Annotated in this window: 18 protein-coding genes, 1 tRNA gene and 2 rRNA genes; 6 read left to right on the top strand and 15 right to left on the bottom strand. The window is 54.4% G+C overall.

Annotated features, from left to right (window positions below; translation table 11 throughout):
• Positions 1-34 precede the first annotated feature (34 nt).
• From AB1748_RS00005 to AB1748_RS00015, 3 genes are all read right to left on the bottom strand, one after another.
• Positions 35-2,939: ribosomal RNA gene (locus AB1748_RS00005) — 23S ribosomal RNA — on the bottom strand.
• 228 nt (positions 2,940-3,167) lie between these two features.
• Positions 3,168-3,242 (bottom strand) — tRNA-Glu (locus tag AB1748_RS00010).
• An 88-nt stretch (positions 3,243-3,330) separates the two neighbouring features.
• Positions 3,331-4,870, bottom strand: a 16S ribosomal RNA gene (locus tag AB1748_RS00015).
• The 16S and 23S rRNA genes sit together here with 1 tRNA gene alongside, the layout of an rRNA operon.
• Positions 4,871-5,361: 491 nt before the next feature.
• On the opposite strand from AB1748_RS00015, the gene AB1748_RS00020 reads away from it, so the two are divergent.
• Positions 5,362-5,916, top strand: coding sequence for a gamma carbonic anhydrase family protein (locus AB1748_RS00020; RefSeq protein WP_367395871.1), 555 nt, complete (start codon positions 5,362-5,364; stop codon positions 5,914-5,916).
• Here the strand turns inward: AB1748_RS00020 and AB1748_RS00025 are convergent.
• From AB1748_RS00025 to dprA, 6 genes are read right to left on the bottom strand one after another with little or no spacing between them, the layout of a single operon-like run.
• Positions 5,883-6,140 (bottom strand): DUF1488 domain-containing protein, encoded by a 258-nt coding sequence (locus tag AB1748_RS00025; RefSeq protein WP_111140912.1) that lies wholly within the window; start codon positions 6,138-6,140, stop codon positions 5,883-5,885. The two genes, AB1748_RS00020 and AB1748_RS00025, sit on opposite strands and share 34 nt — an antisense overlap.
• Positions 6,137-6,955, bottom strand: coding sequence for a shikimate dehydrogenase (gene aroE / locus AB1748_RS00030; RefSeq protein ID WP_111140913.1), 819 nt, complete (start codon positions 6,953-6,955; stop codon positions 6,137-6,139). The genes AB1748_RS00025 and aroE overlap by 4 nt, the downstream gene beginning before the upstream one ends.
• Before the next feature lie 3 nt (positions 6,956-6,958).
• Positions 6,959-7,531, bottom strand: a complete 573-nt coding sequence (tsaC, locus tag AB1748_RS00035) for an L-threonylcarbamoyladenylate synthase type 1 TsaC (RefSeq protein WP_111140914.1) — start codon at positions 7,529-7,531, stop codon at positions 6,959-6,961.
• A 6-nt stretch (positions 7,532-7,537) separates the two neighbouring features.
• Positions 7,538-8,083, bottom strand: a complete 546-nt coding sequence (locus AB1748_RS00040) for a type I DNA topoisomerase (protein ID WP_111140915.1) — start codon at positions 8,081-8,083, stop codon at positions 7,538-7,540.
• Positions 8,084-8,107: 24 nt separating this feature from the next.
• Positions 8,108-8,581 (bottom strand): DUF494 family protein Smg, encoded by a 474-nt coding sequence (smg, locus tag AB1748_RS00045; protein ID WP_111140916.1) that lies wholly within the window; start codon positions 8,579-8,581, stop codon positions 8,108-8,110.
• Positions 8,553-9,677 (bottom strand): DNA-protecting protein DprA, encoded by a 1,125-nt coding sequence (dprA, locus tag AB1748_RS00050; RefSeq protein ID WP_367395872.1) that lies wholly within the window; start codon positions 9,675-9,677, stop codon positions 8,553-8,555. Before dprA ends, smg begins: the two co-directional genes overlap by 29 nt.
• A 115-nt stretch (positions 9,678-9,792) precedes the next feature.
• Here dprA and def point away from each other — a divergent pair, with 115 nt between their 5' ends.
• The 5 genes from def (at position 9,793) to mscL (ending at position 14,551) form a co-directional block, all read left to right on the top strand.
• A complete protein-coding gene (def, locus tag AB1748_RS00055) occupies positions 9,793-10,305 on the top strand; it encodes a peptide deformylase (RefSeq protein ID WP_111140918.1) in 513 nt (170 codons plus the stop codon).
• 20 nt (positions 10,306-10,325) lie between these two features.
• Complete coding sequence (gene fmt, locus AB1748_RS00060) at positions 10,326-11,270, top strand: methionyl-tRNA formyltransferase (protein WP_111140919.1); 945 nt, start codon at positions 10,326-10,328, stop codon at positions 11,268-11,270.
• A 49-nt stretch (positions 11,271-11,319) separates the two neighbouring features.
• Complete coding sequence (rsmB, locus tag AB1748_RS00065) at positions 11,320-12,621, top strand: 16S rRNA (cytosine(967)-C(5))-methyltransferase RsmB (RefSeq protein WP_367395873.1); 1,302 nt, start codon at positions 11,320-11,322, stop codon at positions 12,619-12,621.
• Between the two features lie 18 nt (positions 12,622-12,639).
• The gene (trkA, locus tag AB1748_RS00070; RefSeq protein WP_111140921.1) at positions 12,640-14,016 is read left to right on the top strand and encodes a Trk system potassium transporter TrkA; all 1,377 of its coding nucleotides are present in this window, start codon (positions 12,640-12,642) and stop codon (positions 14,014-14,016) included.
• Positions 14,017-14,140: 124 nt separating this feature from the next.
• Positions 14,141-14,551 (top strand): large-conductance mechanosensitive channel protein MscL, encoded by a 411-nt coding sequence (gene mscL, locus AB1748_RS00075; protein WP_111140922.1) that lies wholly within the window; start codon positions 14,141-14,143, stop codon positions 14,549-14,551.
• 30 nt (positions 14,552-14,581) lie between these two features.
• Here the strand turns inward: mscL and AB1748_RS00080 are convergent, their stop codons facing one another.
• The 6 genes from AB1748_RS00080 to rpsD form a co-directional block, all read right to left on the bottom strand.
• Entirely contained in the window at positions 14,582-14,779 is a 198-nt protein-coding gene (locus AB1748_RS00080; protein ID WP_111140923.1) for an alternative ribosome-rescue factor A, read from the bottom strand.
• A 59-nt stretch (positions 14,780-14,838) separates the two neighbouring features.
• Positions 14,839-15,255: a Zn(2+)-responsive transcriptional regulator gene (zntR, locus tag AB1748_RS00085; RefSeq protein ID WP_111140924.1), complete on the bottom strand. Its 417-nt coding sequence runs from the start codon at positions 15,253-15,255 to the stop codon at positions 14,839-14,841.
• A complete protein-coding gene (locus tag AB1748_RS00090) occupies positions 15,256-15,627 on the bottom strand; it encodes a DUF1992 domain-containing protein (RefSeq protein ID WP_111140925.1) in 372 nt (123 codons plus the stop codon).
• Positions 15,628-15,722: 95 nt separating this feature from the next.
• Positions 15,723-16,109, bottom strand: coding sequence for a 50S ribosomal protein L17 (rplQ, locus tag AB1748_RS00095; RefSeq protein WP_003850180.1), 387 nt, complete (start codon positions 16,107-16,109; stop codon positions 15,723-15,725).
• Positions 16,110-16,149: 40 nt separating this feature from the next.
• The gene (gene rpoA / locus AB1748_RS00100; RefSeq protein WP_003850179.1) at positions 16,150-17,139 is read right to left on the bottom strand and encodes a DNA-directed RNA polymerase subunit alpha; all 990 of its coding nucleotides are present in this window, start codon (positions 17,137-17,139) and stop codon (positions 16,150-16,152) included.
• Positions 17,140-17,164: 25 nt separating this feature from the next.
• On the bottom strand, positions 17,165-17,785 hold the full coding sequence (gene rpsD, locus AB1748_RS00105) for a 30S ribosomal protein S4 (RefSeq protein ID WP_008927131.1): 621 nt from the start codon (positions 17,783-17,785) through the stop codon (positions 17,165-17,167).

Consider the following 17,785-nt stretch of genomic DNA (forward strand, 5'->3'; position numbering starts at 1 on the left):
GAAAATCGTCTCTCAAAAACGCCTCTGGCGTTGTAAGGTTAAGCCTCACGGGTCATTAGTACCGGTTAGCTCAACGCATCGCTGCGCTTACACACCCGGCCTATCAACGTCGTCGTCTTCAACGTCCCTTCAGGACCCTCAAGGGGTCAGGGAGAACTCATCTCGGGGCAAGTTTCGTGCTTAGATGCTTTCAGCACTTATCTTTTCCGCACTTAGCTACCGGGCAGTGCCATTGGCATGACAACCCGAACACCAGTGGTGCGTTCACTCCGGTCCTCTCGTACTAGGAGCAACCCCCCTCAATTCTCCAGCGCCCACGGCAGATAGGGACCGAACTGTCTCACGACGTTCTAAACCCAGCTCGCGTACCACTTTAAACGGCGAACAGCCGTACCCTTGGGACCTACTTCAGCCCCAGGATGTGATGAGCCGACATCGAGGTGCCAAACACCGCCGTCGATATGAACTCTTGGGCGGTATCAGCCTGTTATCCCCGGAGTACCTTTTATCCGTTGAGCGATGGCCCTTCCATTCAGAACCACCGGATCACTATGACCTGCTTTCGCACCTGCTCGAGCCGTCACTCTCGCAGTCAAGCCAGCTTATGCCATTGCACTAACCTCACGATGTCCGACCGTGATTAGCTGACCTTCGTGCTCCTCCGTTACTCTTTAGGAGGAGACCGCCCCAGTCAAACTACCCACCAGACACTGTCCGCACCCCGGATCACGGGGCCACGTTAGAACATCAAACATTAAAGGGTGGTATTTCAAGGATGGCTCCACGCAGACTGGCGTCCGCGCTTCAAAGCCTCCCACCTATCCTACACATCAAGGCTCAATGTTCAGTGTCAAGCTGTAGTAAAGGTTCACGGGGTCTTTCCGTCTTGCCGCGGGTACACTGCATCTTCACAGCGAGTTCAATTTCACTGAGTCTCGGGTGGAGACAGCCTGGCCATCATTACGCCATTCGTGCAGGTCGGAACTTACCCGACAAGGAATTTCGCTACCTTAGGACCGTTATAGTTACGGCCGCCGTTTACCGGGGCTTCGATCAAGAGCTTCTCCTTGCGGATAACCCCATCAATTAACCTTCCGGCACCGGGCAGGCGTCACACCGTATACGTCCACTTTCGTGTTTGCACAGTGCTGTGTTTTTAATAAACAGTTGCAGCCAGCTGGTATCTTCGACTGGCTTCAGCTCCGGGAGCAAGTCCCTTCACCTACGCGCCAGCGTGCCTTCTCCCGAAGTTACGGCACCATTTTGCCTAGTTCCTTCACCCGAGTTCTCTCAAGCGCCTTGGTATTCTCTACCTGACCACCTGTGTCGGTTTGGGGTACGATTCTGTGTTACCTGATGCTTAGAGGCTTTTCCTGGAAGCAGGGCATTTATCACTTCAGCACCGTAGTGCCTCGTCGTCACGCCTCAGTGTAAAGTGAACCGGATTTGCCTGGAACACACACCTACACGCTTAAACCGGGACAACCGTCGCCCGGCTGATATAGCCTTCTCCGTCCCCCCTTCGCAGTAACACCGAGTACAGGAATATTAACCTGTTTCCCATCGACTACGCCTTTCGGCCTCGCCTTAGGGGTCGACTCACCCTGCTCCGATTAACGTTGAACAGGAACCCTTGGTCTTCCGGCGAGCGGGCTTTTCACCCGCTTTATCGTTACTTATGTCAGCATTCGCACTTCTGATACCTCCAGCATGCCTCACAGCACACCTTCGACGGCTTACAGAACGCTCCCCTACCCAACAGCGCATACGCGCCGCTGCCGCAGCTTCGGTGCATGGTTTAGCCCCGTTACATCTTCCGCGCAGGCCGACTCGACCAGTGAGCTATTACGCTTTCTTTAAATGATGGCTGCTTCTAAGCCAACATCCTGGCTGTCTGTGCCTTCCCACATCGTTTCCCACTTAACCATGACTTTGGGACCTTAGCTGGCGGTCTGGGTTGTTTCCCTCTTCACGACGGACGTTAGCACCCGCCGTGTGTCTCCCGTGATAACATTCTCCGGTATTCGCAGTTTGCATCGGGTTGGTAAGCCGGGATGGCCCCCTAGCCGAAACAGTGCTCTACCCCCGGAGATGAGTTCACGAGGCGCTACCTAAATAGCTTTCGGGGAGAACCAGCTATCTCCCGGTTTGATTGGCCTTTCACCCCCAGCCACAGGTCATCCGCTAATTTTTCAACATTAGTCGGTTCGGTCCTCCAGTTAGTGTTACCCAACCTTCAACCTGCCCATGGCTAGATCACCGGGTTTCGGGTCTATACCCTGCAACTTAACGCCCAGTTAAGACTCGGTTTCCCTGCGGCTCCCCTATACGGTTAACCTTGCTACAGAATATAAGTCGCTGACCCATTATACAAAAGGTACGCAGTCACCCCATAAAGAGGCTCCCACTGCTTGTACGTACACGGTTTCAGGTTCTGTTTCACTCCCCTCGCCGGGGTTCTTTTCGCCTTTCCCTCACGGTACTGGTTCACTATCGGTCAGTCAGGAGTATTTAGCCTTGGAGGATGGTCCCCCCATATTCAGACAGGATACCACGTGTCCCGCCTTACTCATCGAGCTCACAGCCTGTGTGTTTTTGTGTACGGGAGTATCACCCTGTACCCTGCGACTTTCCAGACGCTTCCACTAACACACAAGCTGATTCAGGCTCTGGGCTGCTCCCCGTTCGCTCGCCGCTACTGGGGGAATCTCGGTTGATTTCTTTTCCTCGGGGTACTTAGATGTTTCAGTTCCCCCGGTTCGCCTTGCAGCACTATGTATTCATGCTGCAATGATGCACTGAGTGCACCGGGTTTCCCCATTCGGACATCGACGGCTGTAGCGGTTCATATCACCTTACCGTCGCTTTACGCAGATTAGCACGTCCTTCATCGCCTCTGACTGCCAGGGCATCCACCGTGTACGCTTGGTCGCTTAACCTCACAACCCACAGGCGTTTTTCAACGCTGCAGACTGCAAGCATTTGAGAGACCCGACCGTATCGCCTTGTCACCCCTTATTACGGAGGGATGACGCGCTACGTCGTTTCAATTTTCAGCTTGTTCCGGATTGTTAAAGAGCAAATATCTCAAACGCGCCTCCGCCGCTTACGCAGCCGAACCGGTTTTGAGATACTGTGGAGACACCTTTCACCTGTCACCAAGCAGGTGGCGTCCCCTAGGGGATTCGAACCCCTGTTGCCGCCGTGAAAGGGCGGAGTCCTAACCGCTAGACGAAGGGGACACGATAGTGTCACGACTTCGCAGCCGTCCTGCTCATTACTTTCTATCAGACAATCTGTGTGAGCACTTCGCGGAGAGGTATCTTAAGGTAAGGAGGTGATCCAACCGCAGGTTCCCCTACGGTTACCTTGTTACGACTTCACCCCAGTCATGAATCACAAAGTGGTAAGCGCCCTCCCGAAGGTTAAGCTACCTACTTCTTTTGCAACCCACTCCCATGGTGTGACGGGCGGTGTGTACAAGGCCCGGGAACGTATTCACCGTGGCATTCTGATCCACGATTACTAGCGATTCCGACTTCACGGAGTCGAGTTGCAGACTCCGATCCGGACTACGACGCACTTTGTGAGGTCCGCTTGCTCTCGCGAGGTCGCTTCTCTTTGTATGCGCCATTGTAGCACGTGTGTAGCCCTACTCGTAAGGGCCATGATGACTTGACGTCATCCCCACCTTCCTCCGGTTTATCACCGGCAGTCTCCTTTGAGTTCCCGACCGAATCGCTGGCAACAAAGGATAAGGGTTGCGCTCGTTGCGGGACTTAACCCAACATTTCACAACACGAGCTGACGACAGCCATGCAGCACCTGTCTCAGCGTTCCCGAAGGCACCAAGGCATCTCTGCCAAGTTCGCTGGATGTCAAGAGTAGGTAAGGTTCTTCGCGTTGCATCGAATTAAACCACATGCTCCACCGCTTGTGCGGGCCCCCGTCAATTCATTTGAGTTTTAACCTTGCGGCCGTACTCCCCAGGCGGTCGACTTAACGCGTTAGCTCCGGAAGCCACTCCTCAAGGGAACAACCTCCAAGTCGACATCGTTTACGGCGTGGACTACCAGGGTATCTAATCCTGTTTGCTCCCCACGCTTTCGCACCTGAGCGTCAGTCTTCGTCCAGGGGGCCGCCTTCGCCACCGGTATTCCTCCAGATCTCTACGCATTTCACCGCTACACCTGGAATTCTACCCCCCTCTACGAGACTCAAGCCTGCCAGTTTCAAATGCAGTTCCCAGGTTAAGCCCGGGGATTTCACATCTGACTTAACAGACCGCCTGCGTGCGCTTTACGCCCAGTAATTCCGATTAACGCTTGCACCCTCCGTATTACCGCGGCTGCTGGCACGGAGTTAGCCGGTGCTTCTTCTGCGGGTAACGTCAATCGGCACGGTTATTAACCGCACCGCCTTCCTCCCCGCTGAAAGTACTTTACAACCCGAAGGCCTTCTTCATACACGCGGCATGGCTGCATCAGGCTTGCGCCCATTGTGCAATATTCCCCACTGCTGCCTCCCGTAGGAGTCTGGACCGTGTCTCAGTTCCAGTGTGGCTGGTCATCCTCTCAGACCAGCTAGGGATCGTCGCCTAGGTGGGCCATTACCCCGCCTACTAGCTAATCCCATCTGGGTTCATCCGATAGTGAGAGGCCCGAAGGTCCCCCTCTTTGGTCTTGCGACGTTATGCGGTATTAGCCACCGTTTCCAGTGGTTATCCCCCTCTATCGGGCAGATCCCCAGACATTACTCACCCGTCCGCCACTCGTCACCCGAGAGCAAGCTCTCTGTGCTACCGTCCGACTTGCATGTGTTAGGCCTGCCGCCAGCGTTCAATCTGAGCCATGATCAAACTCTTCAATTTAAAGTTTGATTTGCTGCAACGAGTGCAGCGGTGCTCATCTGTAAAACGTCATAATGAATTTCATTATGTGTTCACTCGTGAGGCTTTGATATTTTTTTGCGTCCAAAGACGCTGATATCAATCCTGCGAGTGCCCACACAGATTGTCTGATAAATTGTTAAAGAGCAGTGCGAACAGTGCGTTAGCGTCCTGTCGCGAGGTGGCGTATATTACGCTTTCCTCCTTCAGAGTCAACCTCTTTTTTCAGAAGTTTTCTCCGGCGGCGCAGTCTCCTGTGCCTTCAACGCGTTTCCCGTTGCCGGTGTGCCGTGTTGATGGAGGCGCATTATAGGGATCCCGTTTCAGAGCACAACCCTTTTTTTGGATCTTTTTTCTGAATGGTTATAAATGATCCAGATTGATGAGATCGCCAGCGATCCAGGCCAGAATTGGCTTGTCAGCTGGCTGAATTCGCATCAGGCTGACCAGAAAACAAGATAAAGGAGAACATAATGACTTCCGCTCTACGTCCCTATAAACATCTTTTTCCGCAAACCGGTCAGCGCGTCATGGTGGATCCCAGCAGCGTTGTCGTCGGCGATGTGGTTATGGCGGATGATGTCAGCATCTGGCCGCTGGTTGCTATCCGGGGTGATGTCAACCAGGTTCGCATTGGCGCCCGCACCAATGTTCAGGATGGCAGTGTTCTGCATGTGACGCACAGGTCCGCGTCTAATCCACAGGGCTTCCCGCTTATTATTGGTGAGGATGTGACGGTCGGGCATAAAGCCATGCTTCACGGCTGCACCATTGGTAATCGTGTGCTGGTCGGTATGGGATCCATTCTTCTCGATGGCGTAATAGTAGAAGATGAGGTGATGATTGGTGCCGGAAGTCTGGTGCCGCCGGGTAAAAGGCTGGAGAGCGGCTATCTCTATCTGGGGAGTCCGGTGAAACAGATCAGGCCGCTGAATGAGAGTGAGAAAGAAGGTTTACGCTACTCCGCTAACAACTACGTTACCTGGAAAGATGATTACCTGGCTGGCGACAGCCAGATCCAGCCCTGATCATCAATACGTTCCTGACGTATCGCCGCTTCTGCTTCATCTTCCAGATCCCAGCGATGGTGCTGAAACAGCGCCATCGCCTCTCCTTCACCAAAACGCGCCACCAGCGACTCAGCGCCAATGGCACAGTTCAGCCGCAAACCATTTACCAGCACCGGGAAACAGATAGCGTCGCGTTCTGCGTTATAGGTTTCCTCATCCGGAAACTGGATAGCCTGATTCACGGCTGCATAGCCTGCTTAAGCTGAACAATGACGGGCGCGATTTCCGGCATCACACCGTGCCACAGATAGAAGGCATGAGCAGCCTGGCCGACCAGCATGCCCACGCCATCGGCAAGGTGCTGTGCGCCGTGCGCCTGGCACCAGCGCAAAAATGGCGTCAGCCCGCTTTGATAGAACATGTCATAGCAGCGCACCCCGGGATGGATCAGTTCCGCAGGTAAAGGCGGCGTCTTGCCCTCTACGCCGCTTGAGGTGGCATTAATGATTAAATCGAAGTGCTGACTGGTCAGCTGGCCGAAATCAGAGGCGTGGATGGTGCCACTCTTATTAAACAGGCTGGCCAGCTCTTCTGCCCGCGCGGCGGTGCGGTTGACCACCGTCAGTGCAACGCCTGATGAAAGCAGCGGCAGAATGACCCCACGCGCCGCGCCGCCAGCGCCCACCAGCAACACACTGTCACCGGTCCTGATCATCCCCAGCCGTTCAAGATCGCTTAACAGGCCAATACCATCTGTATTGTCGCCCTGGATCAGTCCATCGCTGAGCTTCTTCACCGTGTTTACCGCGCCGGACAGCGCGGCACGTTCGGTGAGCCGATCGGCAAATTCAAATGCCTGCTGTTTGAAAGGCAACGTCACGTTAGCGCCACGCCCGCCCTGCTCAAAAAAAGCCGTCAGCGCCTGAGGAAATCCCTCTATCGGCGCGCAGATACGGCCATAGCGGTGTTCGATACCCGTCTGTTCAGCGAAAGCCTGATGGATCAGCGGAGATTTACTGTGGTTGATCGGATTACCGAAAACGGCGAAGTGGTCCATGCATTAACCCTGACGTATAAGTTCGCCGCTGATGACATCGCGGATCTCGGAAGGATTGAGTCGTCCGCCCGTCTTTCCTGACAGCACCGGGAAGTGCTCACCGAACTGGCGCTTCACCTCTTCTGCCGTGCGGCAGGGAGGCAGGCCGGTCAGGTTTGCGCTGGTTGATACCAGCGGCTTGCCAAATGCCCGGCAAATCGCCTGCACATCCGGATGGTCGCTGACGCGGATCGCCAGTGAATCAAACTGTCCGGTCAGCCAGCGCGGCGTCTGAGGGGGAACCGGAACAACAAACGTGACCGGGCCAGGCCAGCATGCAAACATCCGTTCCCGCTGGGTCACAGAGAGTTCGCGTGCGGAGATGTAAGGTTCCAGCTGGCTGTAATCCGCCGCGATCAGGATCAGCCCCTTCTCTACCGGACGCTGTTTCAGCGCCAGCAGGGCCATAACGGCGGATTCACTGTCAGGGTCACAGCCCAGACCAAATACGGCTTCTGTGGGATAGGCGATGACCGCCTGTCGATTCAGCTGCGCTAAGCAGGTCTCCAGGGAATCGGCGAGGTGTTGATTTTCCATGAACGATCAATTCTCTTCTGTAATGGCTTTGCCACAACGCTTACTGGCGCAGAAGCGTTTCACGCCCTGCGCGGTCTTTTTTTCAACTAACAGCGGATACTGGCAATAAGGGCAGACTCCGGCAACAGGCGTCAGGTTTACGACAAACTGGCAGGCCGGATAGCGATCGCATGAGTGAAAGGTTTTGCCATAGCGGGAACGTCGCTGAACCAGGTGGCCTTCATGGCACTGCGGGCAGGCCAGCGTGGTCTCATCCGGTTTGTCGATGGTTTCCGTATATCCGCATTCCGGGTAGTGGCTGCAGCCAATGAACATGCCAAAACGTCCCCGGCGCAGCACTTTATCTGCACCGCATTCAGGGCAGGCATGCCCTTCCAGCACTTTGACCACATGGCCATCAGCCTGACTTTTTAAAGGACGAATGTAGTCGCACGCCGGATAGTTCGCGCAGCCCAGGAAAGGACCGTGTTTACCGGAGCGGATAACCAGTTCTGCCCCGCAAGCGGGGCAGGGATCCTGTTTAGGCACCGTGAAAAGTGCAGCTTTACTCATAGCGATCAGTGCATGAAAGGAAATTTAATGCAGCATACCTTCATTGACGTCGAATAGCAGTTCTTCCATCTGCTGATAGGCGTTCTCACATCCCGGGATGTTGAACAACACCATCAGCACCACCCATTTGAGATCTTCCAGGTCAAACTCAGAAGTATCCAGCGCCATGACACGTTCGATAACCATTTCACGGGTTTCCAGATTCAGTACCTGAATCTGCTCCAGGAAGAGCAGGAAACCGCGGCTGTCAGCATCTAAACGCTTGCCCTCTTCATCGGTATAGATGCGCATAGAGAGCGGATCATTCGTCATTAAAACTGGCGCAACCAGTCCTTCCTGGTAATCCGCCAGTCTTTCCAGCCAGTTCAGCGCACTGTAGATATCTTCCCGATGAAACCCGGCATCCGTCAGGTCGTCTGTCAATCTGTCCTGATCAACACCCATTTCTGCTTCGTTGTGGATATATGTTTCAAACAAATACATCAGTACGTCGAACATGGCATGCCCTCCTCAATCGGACATAGCCGCCGGGTACAGCTGCGATCCATCCTGCTAACTCCAGTTCCAGCAACTGAGCTGAGATAACTGGCACAGATTGGCCGGCACGTTCAGCGACAACGTCAACAGGTGTAACCTCATCACCTACGTTAGCCAACACATCAGCAAATGGCAATGGAGCAGCGTCACTCATCTCAGAATAAATTTCACTGGTCTGGATCTGCGGTAGCCAGTTGAGTGCGCTGGCCAGGTCTTCGAGGATGTTATCAGGGTGGGCCACCAGCAGTGCTCCCTGCTGGATCAGCCAGTTTACGCCTTCACTGAGCGGGTTGCCGAGTGCGCCAGGTAAAGCGTAGACATTGCGGTTCTGCTCCAGCGCATAACGGGCCGTCACCAGCGAGCCACTCCTGAGTGTTGCCTCTGCCACCAGCACCCCATGACTCAGACCACTGATGATACGATTACGGCGCGGAAAGTTAAGCGGATGCGGGATGGCCGTCAGCGGAAACTCCGACACGACTGCCCCACCCTGTTCAACAATCTCTGCGGCCAGCCGGGCATGATTTTTGGGATAGAGCCGCTGCAGGCCACTGCCTAACACCGCCACCGTTTTTCCGCCCGCGCTCAGTGCAGCCCGATGCGCCACACCATCGATCCCCCGCGCCAGCCCGCTGGTGATAGTCAGACCGCTGAGCGACAGATGCCGGGTAAACCAGTCGCACCAGTAGCGGCCACTGTGTGAACCATTGCGGCTCCCTACCACGGCTAACTGAGGGGTACTGATTACGCCGGGATCGCCATGAATATAAAGTAGCGGGGGAAAGTGGCGTATTTCTCTGAGTTGAAGAGGATAGGCGGCGTCCAGCGCGCTCACCAGATGATGAGACGGGCTCTGCGCCAGCCAGGTGAAGACGCCGGCAATCGTCTGATCGCTGACGCCATCATATTGCTGACGCTGATTCGCATCTAAGCCAGCCCGGATCAGATGCTCAGGGTCAGTTGCACCGGCTTCGGTTTTCTGCACCGCATCCACCCAGCGTTTCCCGGTCATTCCACTCACGGCTGCCAGCCGCATATAGTGCGCTAATCTCTCCATCGTCTGCTCCCTGATCGCCCCGGCTTCCTGCCGCACAATGCTGTCAATCAGGCCCTGAAAAGTCTACAATATGGGGTAGTAATCTTTTCATAACCGAATACAGATCTGGATATTTATGTCAGTTTTGCAGGTATTACATTTCCCTGACGAGCGCCTGCGCAAAGTCGCCGCGCCCGTTAAAGAAGTTAACGCAGACATTCAGCGTATCGTTGATGATATGTTCGACACCATGTACGCCGAAGAAGGTATTGGTCTTGCGGCGACGCAGGTCGATATTCATCAGCGCATTATCGTGATTGATGTCTCTGAAAGTCGCGAAGAGCGTTTAGTACTGATTAACCCTGAGCTGCTGGAAAAAAGCGGTGAAACCGGTATCGAAGAGGGTTGCCTCTCTATTCCGGAACAGCGTGCTTTTGTTCCGCGCGCCGAACGGGTGAAGGTACGCGCGCTGGATCGTGACGGTAAAAGTTTCGAACTGGAAGCCAGCGAGTTACTGGCTATCTGTATCCAGCATGAGATCGATCATCTGGAAGGCAAACTGTTTATCGATTATCTGTCGCCGCTGAAGCGTCAACGGATCAAAACGAAGTTAGAGAAGCTGGCGCGACAGAACGCCCAGGCTTCCTGAGAACTTAAGAAGGGATAAACGTGTCTGCCCCGCTAAAAATCATCTTTGCCGGCACACCTGACTTTGCAGCGCGTCATCTTGACGCGCTGCTTGCTTCTGAACATCAGGTTATCGGTGTATTCACCCAGCCCGACCGCCCCGCAGGTCGCGGCAACAAATTAACGCCTGGCCCGGTCAAAACGCTGGCCCTGGCGCATGACATCCCGGTTTTTCAGCCTAAATCTTTGCGACCTGAAGAGAATCAGCAGCTGGTCGCTGATCTGCAGGCCGATGTGATGGTGGTTGTGGCCTATGGTCTGATTCTGCCGAAAGCCGTGCTTGATATGCCCCGCCTGGGCTGTATTAACGTTCATGGTTCACTGCTGCCTCGCTGGCGTGGTGCCGCACCGATTCAGCGCGCACTCTGGGCGGGCGACAGTGAAACCGGTGTCACCATCATGCAGATGGATGTGGGTCTGGATACCGGCGATATGCTCTACAAGCTCGCCTGTCCGATTACCGCTCAGGATACCAGCGCCACCCTTTATGACCGGCTGGCAGAACTCGGGCCGCAGGGGCTGCTGGAGACGCTGACGTTACTGAATACGCAGCAGGCCGCCCCGGAGAAACAGGATGAGACGCAGGTCAGCTACGCTGAAAAACTCAGCAAAGAAGAGGCACGTCTTGACTGGACGCTGTCTGCAGAACAGCTTGAACGTTGCATTCGCGCATTTAACCCCTGGCCGATGAGCTTTTTCACGGTAGGGGATCAACCGGTAAAAGTCTGGCAGGCAAGCGTTCTGCCGCACTGCGATCGTTCGCCAGGTGAAATCATCCATGCTGACAAGCATGGCATCCAGGTCGCAACGGCTCAGGGTGTTCTGAACCTGCTGCAGTTACAGCCCGCCGGTAAAAAACCGATGTCGGCTCAGGATCTTCTCAACTCGCGCCGGGAATGGTTTGAACCTGGAACCCTTCTGGACTGACTCTCTGGCCCGGTGACTCGCCGGGCTTTTTGTTTGATGACAAAACCCTATGACTAAATCAATTAACCTGCGTAGCCTCTCCGCTCAACTCATCGAGCGCGTTGTCGACAAAGGTGAATCCCTGAATACCGTCCTGCCTGCCGCTCAGAAAAAACTCTCCGATAAAGACAGTGCTTTAGTGCAGGAGATCTGTTTCGGCGTCCTGCGCACGTTACCGCAGCTGGAAGCGCTGATAGGCAAACTGATGGAGCGCCCGCTGACCGGTAAACAGCGGGTTCTGCACTATCTGATCATGGTCGGGCTGTACCAGCTGGAGTATACCCGTGTCCCTGCCCATGCTGCGCTGGCAGAAACCGTCGCGGGTGCCGAGGCTCTGAAGCGCACCAGTCTGAAAGGCCTGCTGAATGGCGTACTGCGCCAGTTCCAGCGTCAGCGGGAAACCCTGCTGGCCAGCATTCAGGATGGCCCACAGCGCTATCTGCATCCGGGCTGGCTGCTGAAACGCCTGCAGCACGCCTGGCCAGCGCAGTGGCAGCAGATTGTGGAGGCGAATAATCAGCGTCCGCCGATGTGGCTGCGGGTCAACCGCCAGCACCACAAGCGTGACGCATGGCTGGCTATGCTGGCCGAAAGCGGCCGCAGTGCACAGCCCGCTGATGATGTGCCGGATGCGCTGCGGCTCGATGCCCCGGCGCCGGTCAGCCAGTTACCCGGCTTCGACCAGGGCTGGGTGACCGTGCAGGATCTATCTGCCCAGCGCTGCGCCCTGCTGCTTGAGCCGCGAAATGGCGAACAGATTCTGGATCTGTGCGCGGCACCCGGTGGTAAAACCACCCATATTCTTGAAATCGCGCCCGAAGCCAGCGTGCTGGCGGTCGATGTGGATGCTCAGCGCCTGAAGCGGGTTCATGAGAATCTGACACGACTGGCCATGAAAGCCGAGGTGAAACAGGGTGACGGACGGACGCCACAACAGTGGTGCGGCGAGCGTCAGTTTGACCGTATCCTGCTGGATGCCCCCTGCTCTGCTACTGGCGTTATCCGCCGTCATCCTGACATCAAATGGCTGCGCCGGGATCGTGATATCGCCGAGCTGGCCGCGCTTCAGCGCGAAATTCTGGACGCTATCTGGCCTCACCTGAAACCTGGCGGTACGCTGATCTATGCCACCTGCTCTGTTCTGCCTGAAGAGAATCATCAGCAGATTGACGCTTTTCTCCAGCGTCAGCCTGACGCCCGGGCCGAACCGCTGCAGGGTGCGCCCGCGAACGGGCTACAGGTTTTCCCGCAGGCCGAAGGCGGAGATGGTTTCTTCTACGCGAAGCTGATAAAAAAATCGGGTACAAACTGAGATGAGTATTGATAAGCGATGAAAATAATCATTCTGGGTGCAGGACAGGTTGGCGGCACGCTGGCAGAGAATCTGGTGGGTGAGAACAACGATATCACGGTGGTTGATACCGACGCCTCGCGCCTGCGTCATCTGCAGGATAAGTTCGATCTTCGTGTGGTGCAGGGTCATGGTTCCCATCCGCGCATCCTGCGCGAGGCAGGCGCCGAAGATGCCGACATGCTGGTTGCCGTCACAAACTCCGACGAAACCAATATGATTGCCTGCCAGATTGCCTATTCGCTTTTCAATACGCCTAATCGCATCGCCCGTATTCGCGCTGCCGACTATCTGCGTGACGCAGATAAGCTGTTTATCCCTGAAGCAGTGCCAATCGATCACCTGATCTCACCTGAGCAGCTGGTGATCGAAAATATCTATCGCCTGATCCAGTATCCCGGCGCACTGCAGGTGGTGAACTTTGCGGAGGGGAAAGTGAGCCTGGCCGTGGTGAAGGCTTACTATGGCGGGCCGCTTGTCGGCAATCCGCTGTCGATTATGCGGGAACATATGCCGCATATCGATACGCGCGTCGCCGCTATTTTCCGTCAGGATCGCCCTATCCGTCCGCAGGGCTCTACCATCGTCGAAGCCGGTGATGAGATCTTCTTCATCGCGGCCAGCCAGAACATTCGTGCGGTGATGAGTGAAATGCAGCGGCTGGAGAAACCCTACAAGCGCATTATGCTGGTCGGCGGCGGCAATATCGGGTTTGGCCTGGCGCAGCGACTGGAAAAGCACTACAGCGTGAAGCTGATCGAACGTAATCCTCAGCGCGCCGCCGAACTTGCAGAACACCTGCAGGACACAGTGGTCTTCTATGGCGACGCCTCAGATCAGGAGCTGCTGGCGGAAGAGCATGTCGAGCAGGTCGATCTCTTTATCGCCGTCACCAATGATGATGAAGCCAACATCATGTCTGCGATGCTGGCGAAGAAGATGGGTGCCAAAAAGGTGATGGTACTCATTCAGCGCCGCGCCTATGTCGATCTGGTTCAGGGCAGCGTAATTGATATTGCGATTTCGCCTCAGCAGGCGACGATTTCTGCGCTGCTGGGTCATGTGCGTAAAGCCGACATTGTGGGTGTCTCTTCATTACGACGCGGTATCGCAGAGGCGATCGAAGCGATCGCGCATGGTGATGAATCGACTTCGCGCGTGGTGGGCCGCTCAATTGATGATATCAAGCTGCCACCCGGAACCATTATCGGCGCGGTGGTTCGTGGCGACGACGTGATGATCGCCAACGACAATCTGCGTATTGAACAGGGCGACCATGTCATCATGTTCCTGACCGACAAAAAATTTGTGTCCGATGTGGAACGTCTCTTCCAGCCGAGCCCGTTCTTCCTCTGACATTCTGCAGCATCGGCTGGCAGCATCAGCGGCAGACAAAACTGCCGCTTAATTCGCTGCGTTTATGGCAAAACCAGCCAGGTTTGTTAGACTTTATGGCATTGGCTTAGGCAAGGAGATAAGTATGAGTTTAATCAAAGAGTTTCGTGAGTTTGCAATGCGCGGCAATGTGATAGATCTGGCCGTCGGTGTCATCATTGGCGCCGCTTTCGGTAAGATCGTTTCATCACTGGTCGCCAACATCATCATGCCGCCGCTCGGCTTGCTGATTGGTGGTGTCGATTTTAAATCTTTTCAGTGGGTGCTGAAGCCTGCAACTGGCGATGCGCCAGCCGTGGTCATGCAGTATGGTATTTTCCTGCAGACTATTTTCGATTTCGTGATTATCGCGTTTGCCATCTTTATGGCCATTAAGCTGATGAACCGTCTGTATAAGAAAAAAGAAGTCGAGAAGCCGGTTGCTAAGCCGTCGAACGAAGAAGTGCTGCTGACTGAAATCCGCGACCTGCTGAAACAGCAGAATACCCGCGTATAGTGTCTGAGCCGACAGGGCTTATCTGACGCTTTAAGCAGAAGGGCAGTGATAAGACGCTTTCTTATCACTGCCCTCCCATCCGTTTCCCTTGTTGTGTTTTTCCTTCCGTTTAAAACTTCCCTTACCCTTTTGCTTCTGCTCCACGCGCTGCCTGAAAAGTGGGTCGTGTAACAGAGCCTGGATTGCGTTATCGCGAATCTGCCCTTTGGTATGCTGGTATTTACTCATGACGCCTCCTGTTGAGATGGAGTGATACTTTATGCTTTTGCAGCAAAATAACAATATGCTTATTTGTCCTTTGCCCCGCCGCGCTCCAGAGCCTCCAGAATTGAGCACGAAATGCTACTGTGACTATCACCACAGCAGGCATCGGAAAGGTGCCGAAGCGAACGCTGCATCGTCTCCAGTTCTGCGATCATTTCAGCCACTTCACTGAGCCGCTTTTCAACGATCGCTTTGGACTCCTGGCAGGTGTGATGTGCCGGATCGACCCGGATCGAAAGAAGCTCCCTGATGGCTTCGAGGCTGAACCCCAGTTTGCGGCCATAGCGGATAAACTTCAGGCGCTGAAGGTCGCCCTCACTATAGAGACGAAAACCGCCCTCCGTCCGGCCATCATGTTCCATCATCTGCTGCTTTTCATAAAAGCGGATGGTGTCTGGCGTCACCTCTGCCAGCTTCGCTAACTGTCCGATGCGAAACATTTACTCCTCCTCGCGAAAACGCTTCTCAATCGCCGTGGAATAGGATCCGTGCAGAAAATCGGTGCTCATACCCGCCTGATGTAATCGCAGCGCCAGTATCTGCAGTCGATGACAGTGATCCTGATAGTGACGATCTTCGGGATCGAGCTGACGAATCAGATCGTTGACTTCAACCGCCTCACGTCTCAGCTCAAGTTCAGGTGGCAGAAAACCTGCATTTTTCAGTAACCGGTAGCCAGCTCTTAATTCCGGCGGAACGTGACTGTCATCATCCAGTTGCAGCGGCTTGCCGGCGCCGGGAAGATTGCTCAGCTCGCCTTTTTCCAGTGCTGCTTTGATATGCTGTTCAGCAAGTTCGTCAACCAGCCACATAGCCGACTCCTCTGACGTTAAACGCGTTGCTTCTAAAATAGTAAATTTCAGGCAATAAAAAACCCGCCGGAGCGGGTTTTTTACGTTGCTGCAGATTACTCTGCGGCTGCTTCTGCTTGAGCTTCTGGACGATCAACCAGCTCGATGTAAGCCATCGGAGCGTTGTCACCAGCACGGAAGCCACACTTCAGAATGCGAGTGTAACCACCGGCACGGCTCGCGAAACGCGGGCCCAGCTCGTTAAACAGTTTTGCCACGATCTCGTTATCACGAGTACGGGCGAATGCCAGACGACGATTAGCTACGCTGTCGGTCTTGGCAAGAGTAATCAGCGGCTCAACTACGCGACGCAGTTCTTTGGCTTTCGGCAGAGTCGTTTTGATGATCTCGTGACGAACCAGAGAACCGGCCATGTTGCGGAACATAGCCTGACGATGGCTGCTGTTGCGGTTCAGTTGACGACCACTCTTACGATGGCGCATGACCTTATCCTTCTCAGTGAAACCTTAACCTGTGATCTGATTATTCATCAGCAATGCTTGCTGGCGGCCAGTTCTCAAGGCGCATGCCCAGAGAAAGACCACGCGAAGCCAGCACATCTTTAATCTCAGTAAGAGATTTTTTACCAAGGTTAGGCGTTTTAAGCAGCTCAACCTCGGTACGCTGTACCAGATCACCGATGTAGTGGATAGCTTCTGCCTTGAGGCAGTTAGCAGAGCGGACAGTCAATTCCAGATCGTCAACAGGGCGCAGCAGGATCGGATCGAATTCTGGTTTCTCTTCTTTCACTTCCGGCTGACGAACATCACGTAAGTCAACGAAAGCTTCCAGTTGTTCTGCCAGGATGGTTGCCGCACGACGAATCGCCTCTTCAGGATCGATTGTGCCGTTGGTTTCCATTTCGATGACCAGCTTGTCCAGGTCGGTACGCTGCTCAACACGCGCTGCTTCAACATTGTAGGCGATACGGTCTACAGGGCTGTAGCAGGCGTCAACGAGCAGACGGCCGATTGGGCGCTCATCTTCTTCCGAATGAATTCGGGCAGAAGCCGGCACATAGCCACGACCACGCTGAACTTTGATACGCATGCTGATAGCAGCGTTCTCATCGGTCAGATGGCAAATGACATGCTGAGGCTTGACGATTTCGACATCACCATCATGGGTAATGTCGGCTGCAGTCACAGGGCCAATGCCAGATTTATTCAGGGTCAGAATAACTTCATCTTTACCCTGAACTCTTACCGCCAGCCCTTTCAGGTTGAGCAGGATTTCCAGGATATCTTCCTGTACGCCCTCTTTGGTGCTGTACTCATGAAGTACACCATCAATTTCAACCTCGGTCACCGCGCAACCCGGCATGGATGAAAGCAGAATACGGCGCAGTGCGTTACCAAGAGTATGGCCAAAGCCACGCTCTAAAGGCTCAAGGGTCACCTTGGCGTGCGTCGAACTCACTTGCTCGATATCTACCAGGCGCGGTTTTAGAAACTCTGTCACAGAACCCTGCATTGTGTCCTCTCTTTGGTACTAAGCTTTACTTGGAGTAAAGCTCGACGATCAGGTGTTCGTTAATGTCCGCAGACAGATCAGTACGTTCAGGAATACGCTTGAACACACCTTCCATCTTAGTCGCATCAACTTCCAGCCAGGTTGGCTTTTCACGCTGCTCAGCCAGCTCCAGAGCGGCCTTCACGCGAGATTGCTTTTTGGCTTTCTCACGGATGCTAACAACATCATTCGGAGATACCTGATAAGAAGCGATGTTAACAACGCGACCGTTTACCAGAACAGACTTATGGCTTACCAGCTGACGTGCTTCTGCACGAGTGGCACCAAAGCCCATACGATAAACAACGTTGTCCAGACGACCTTCCAGCAGAGCCAACAGGTTTTCACCGGTGTTGCCTTTCAGACGAGCTGCTTCTTTATAGTAGTTACGGAACTGACGCTCCAGCACGCCGTAGATACGACGAACTTTCTGCTTTTCACGTAACTGACCGCCGTAATCAGACAGACGCGGTTTACGCGCACCATGCTGACCAGGGGCTTGTTCAATCTTACACTTGGAATCGATCGCGCGAACGCCAGACTTAAGGAATAAGTCAGTGCCCTCACGACGGCTCAGCTTGAGCTTAGGACCCAAATATCTTGCCAT

Origin of the sequence: Pantoea sp. Ep11b (genome assembly GCF_040783975.1) — a bacterium.
Lineage (GTDB): Bacteria > Pseudomonadota > Gammaproteobacteria > Enterobacterales > Enterobacteriaceae > Pantoea.

Excerpts from the sequence above, each read along its gene's own strand:
- AB1748_RS00020 (WP_367395871.1), top strand. The coding sequence starts at position 5,362 with ATGACTTCCGCTCTACGTCCCTATAAACATCTTTTTCCGCAAACCGGT.
- aroE (WP_111140913.1), bottom strand. The coding sequence starts at position 6,955 with ATGGACCACTTCGCCGTTTTCGGTAATCCGATCAACCACAGTAAATCT.
- tsaC (WP_111140914.1), bottom strand. The coding sequence starts at position 7,531 with ATGGAAAATCAACACCTCGCCGATTCCCTGGAGACCTGCTTAGCGCAG.
- AB1748_RS00040 (WP_111140915.1), bottom strand. The coding sequence starts at position 8,083 with ATGAGTAAAGCTGCACTTTTCACGGTGCCTAAACAGGATCCCTGCCCC.
- smg (WP_111140916.1), bottom strand. The coding sequence starts at position 8,581 with ATGTTCGACGTACTGATGTATTTGTTTGAAACATATATCCACAACGAA.
- dprA (WP_367395872.1), bottom strand. The coding sequence starts at position 9,677 with ATGGAGAGATTAGCGCACTATATGCGGCTGGCAGCCGTGAGTGGAATG.
- def (WP_111140918.1), top strand. The coding sequence starts at position 9,793 with ATGTCAGTTTTGCAGGTATTACATTTCCCTGACGAGCGCCTGCGCAAA.
- rsmB (WP_367395873.1), top strand. The coding sequence starts at position 11,320 with ATGACTAAATCAATTAACCTGCGTAGCCTCTCCGCTCAACTCATCGAG.
- trkA (WP_111140921.1), top strand. The coding sequence starts at position 12,640 with ATGAAAATAATCATTCTGGGTGCAGGACAGGTTGGCGGCACGCTGGCA.
- mscL (WP_111140922.1), top strand. The coding sequence starts at position 14,141 with ATGAGTTTAATCAAAGAGTTTCGTGAGTTTGCAATGCGCGGCAATGTG.
- AB1748_RS00080 (WP_111140923.1), bottom strand. The coding sequence starts at position 14,779 with ATGAGTAAATACCAGCATACCAAAGGGCAGATTCGCGATAACGCAATC.
- zntR (WP_111140924.1), bottom strand. The coding sequence starts at position 15,255 with ATGTTTCGCATCGGACAGTTAGCGAAGCTGGCAGAGGTGACGCCAGAC.
- AB1748_RS00090 (WP_111140925.1), bottom strand. The coding sequence starts at position 15,627 with ATGTGGCTGGTTGACGAACTTGCTGAACAGCATATCAAAGCAGCACTG.
- rplQ (WP_003850180.1), bottom strand. The coding sequence starts at position 16,109 with ATGCGCCATCGTAAGAGTGGTCGTCAACTGAACCGCAACAGCAGCCAT.
- rpoA (WP_003850179.1), bottom strand. The coding sequence starts at position 17,139 with ATGCAGGGTTCTGTGACAGAGTTTCTAAAACCGCGCCTGGTAGATATC.
- rpsD (WP_008927131.1), bottom strand. The coding sequence starts at position 17,785 with ATGGCAAGATATTTGGGTCCTAAGCTCAAGCTGAGCCGTCGTGAGGGC.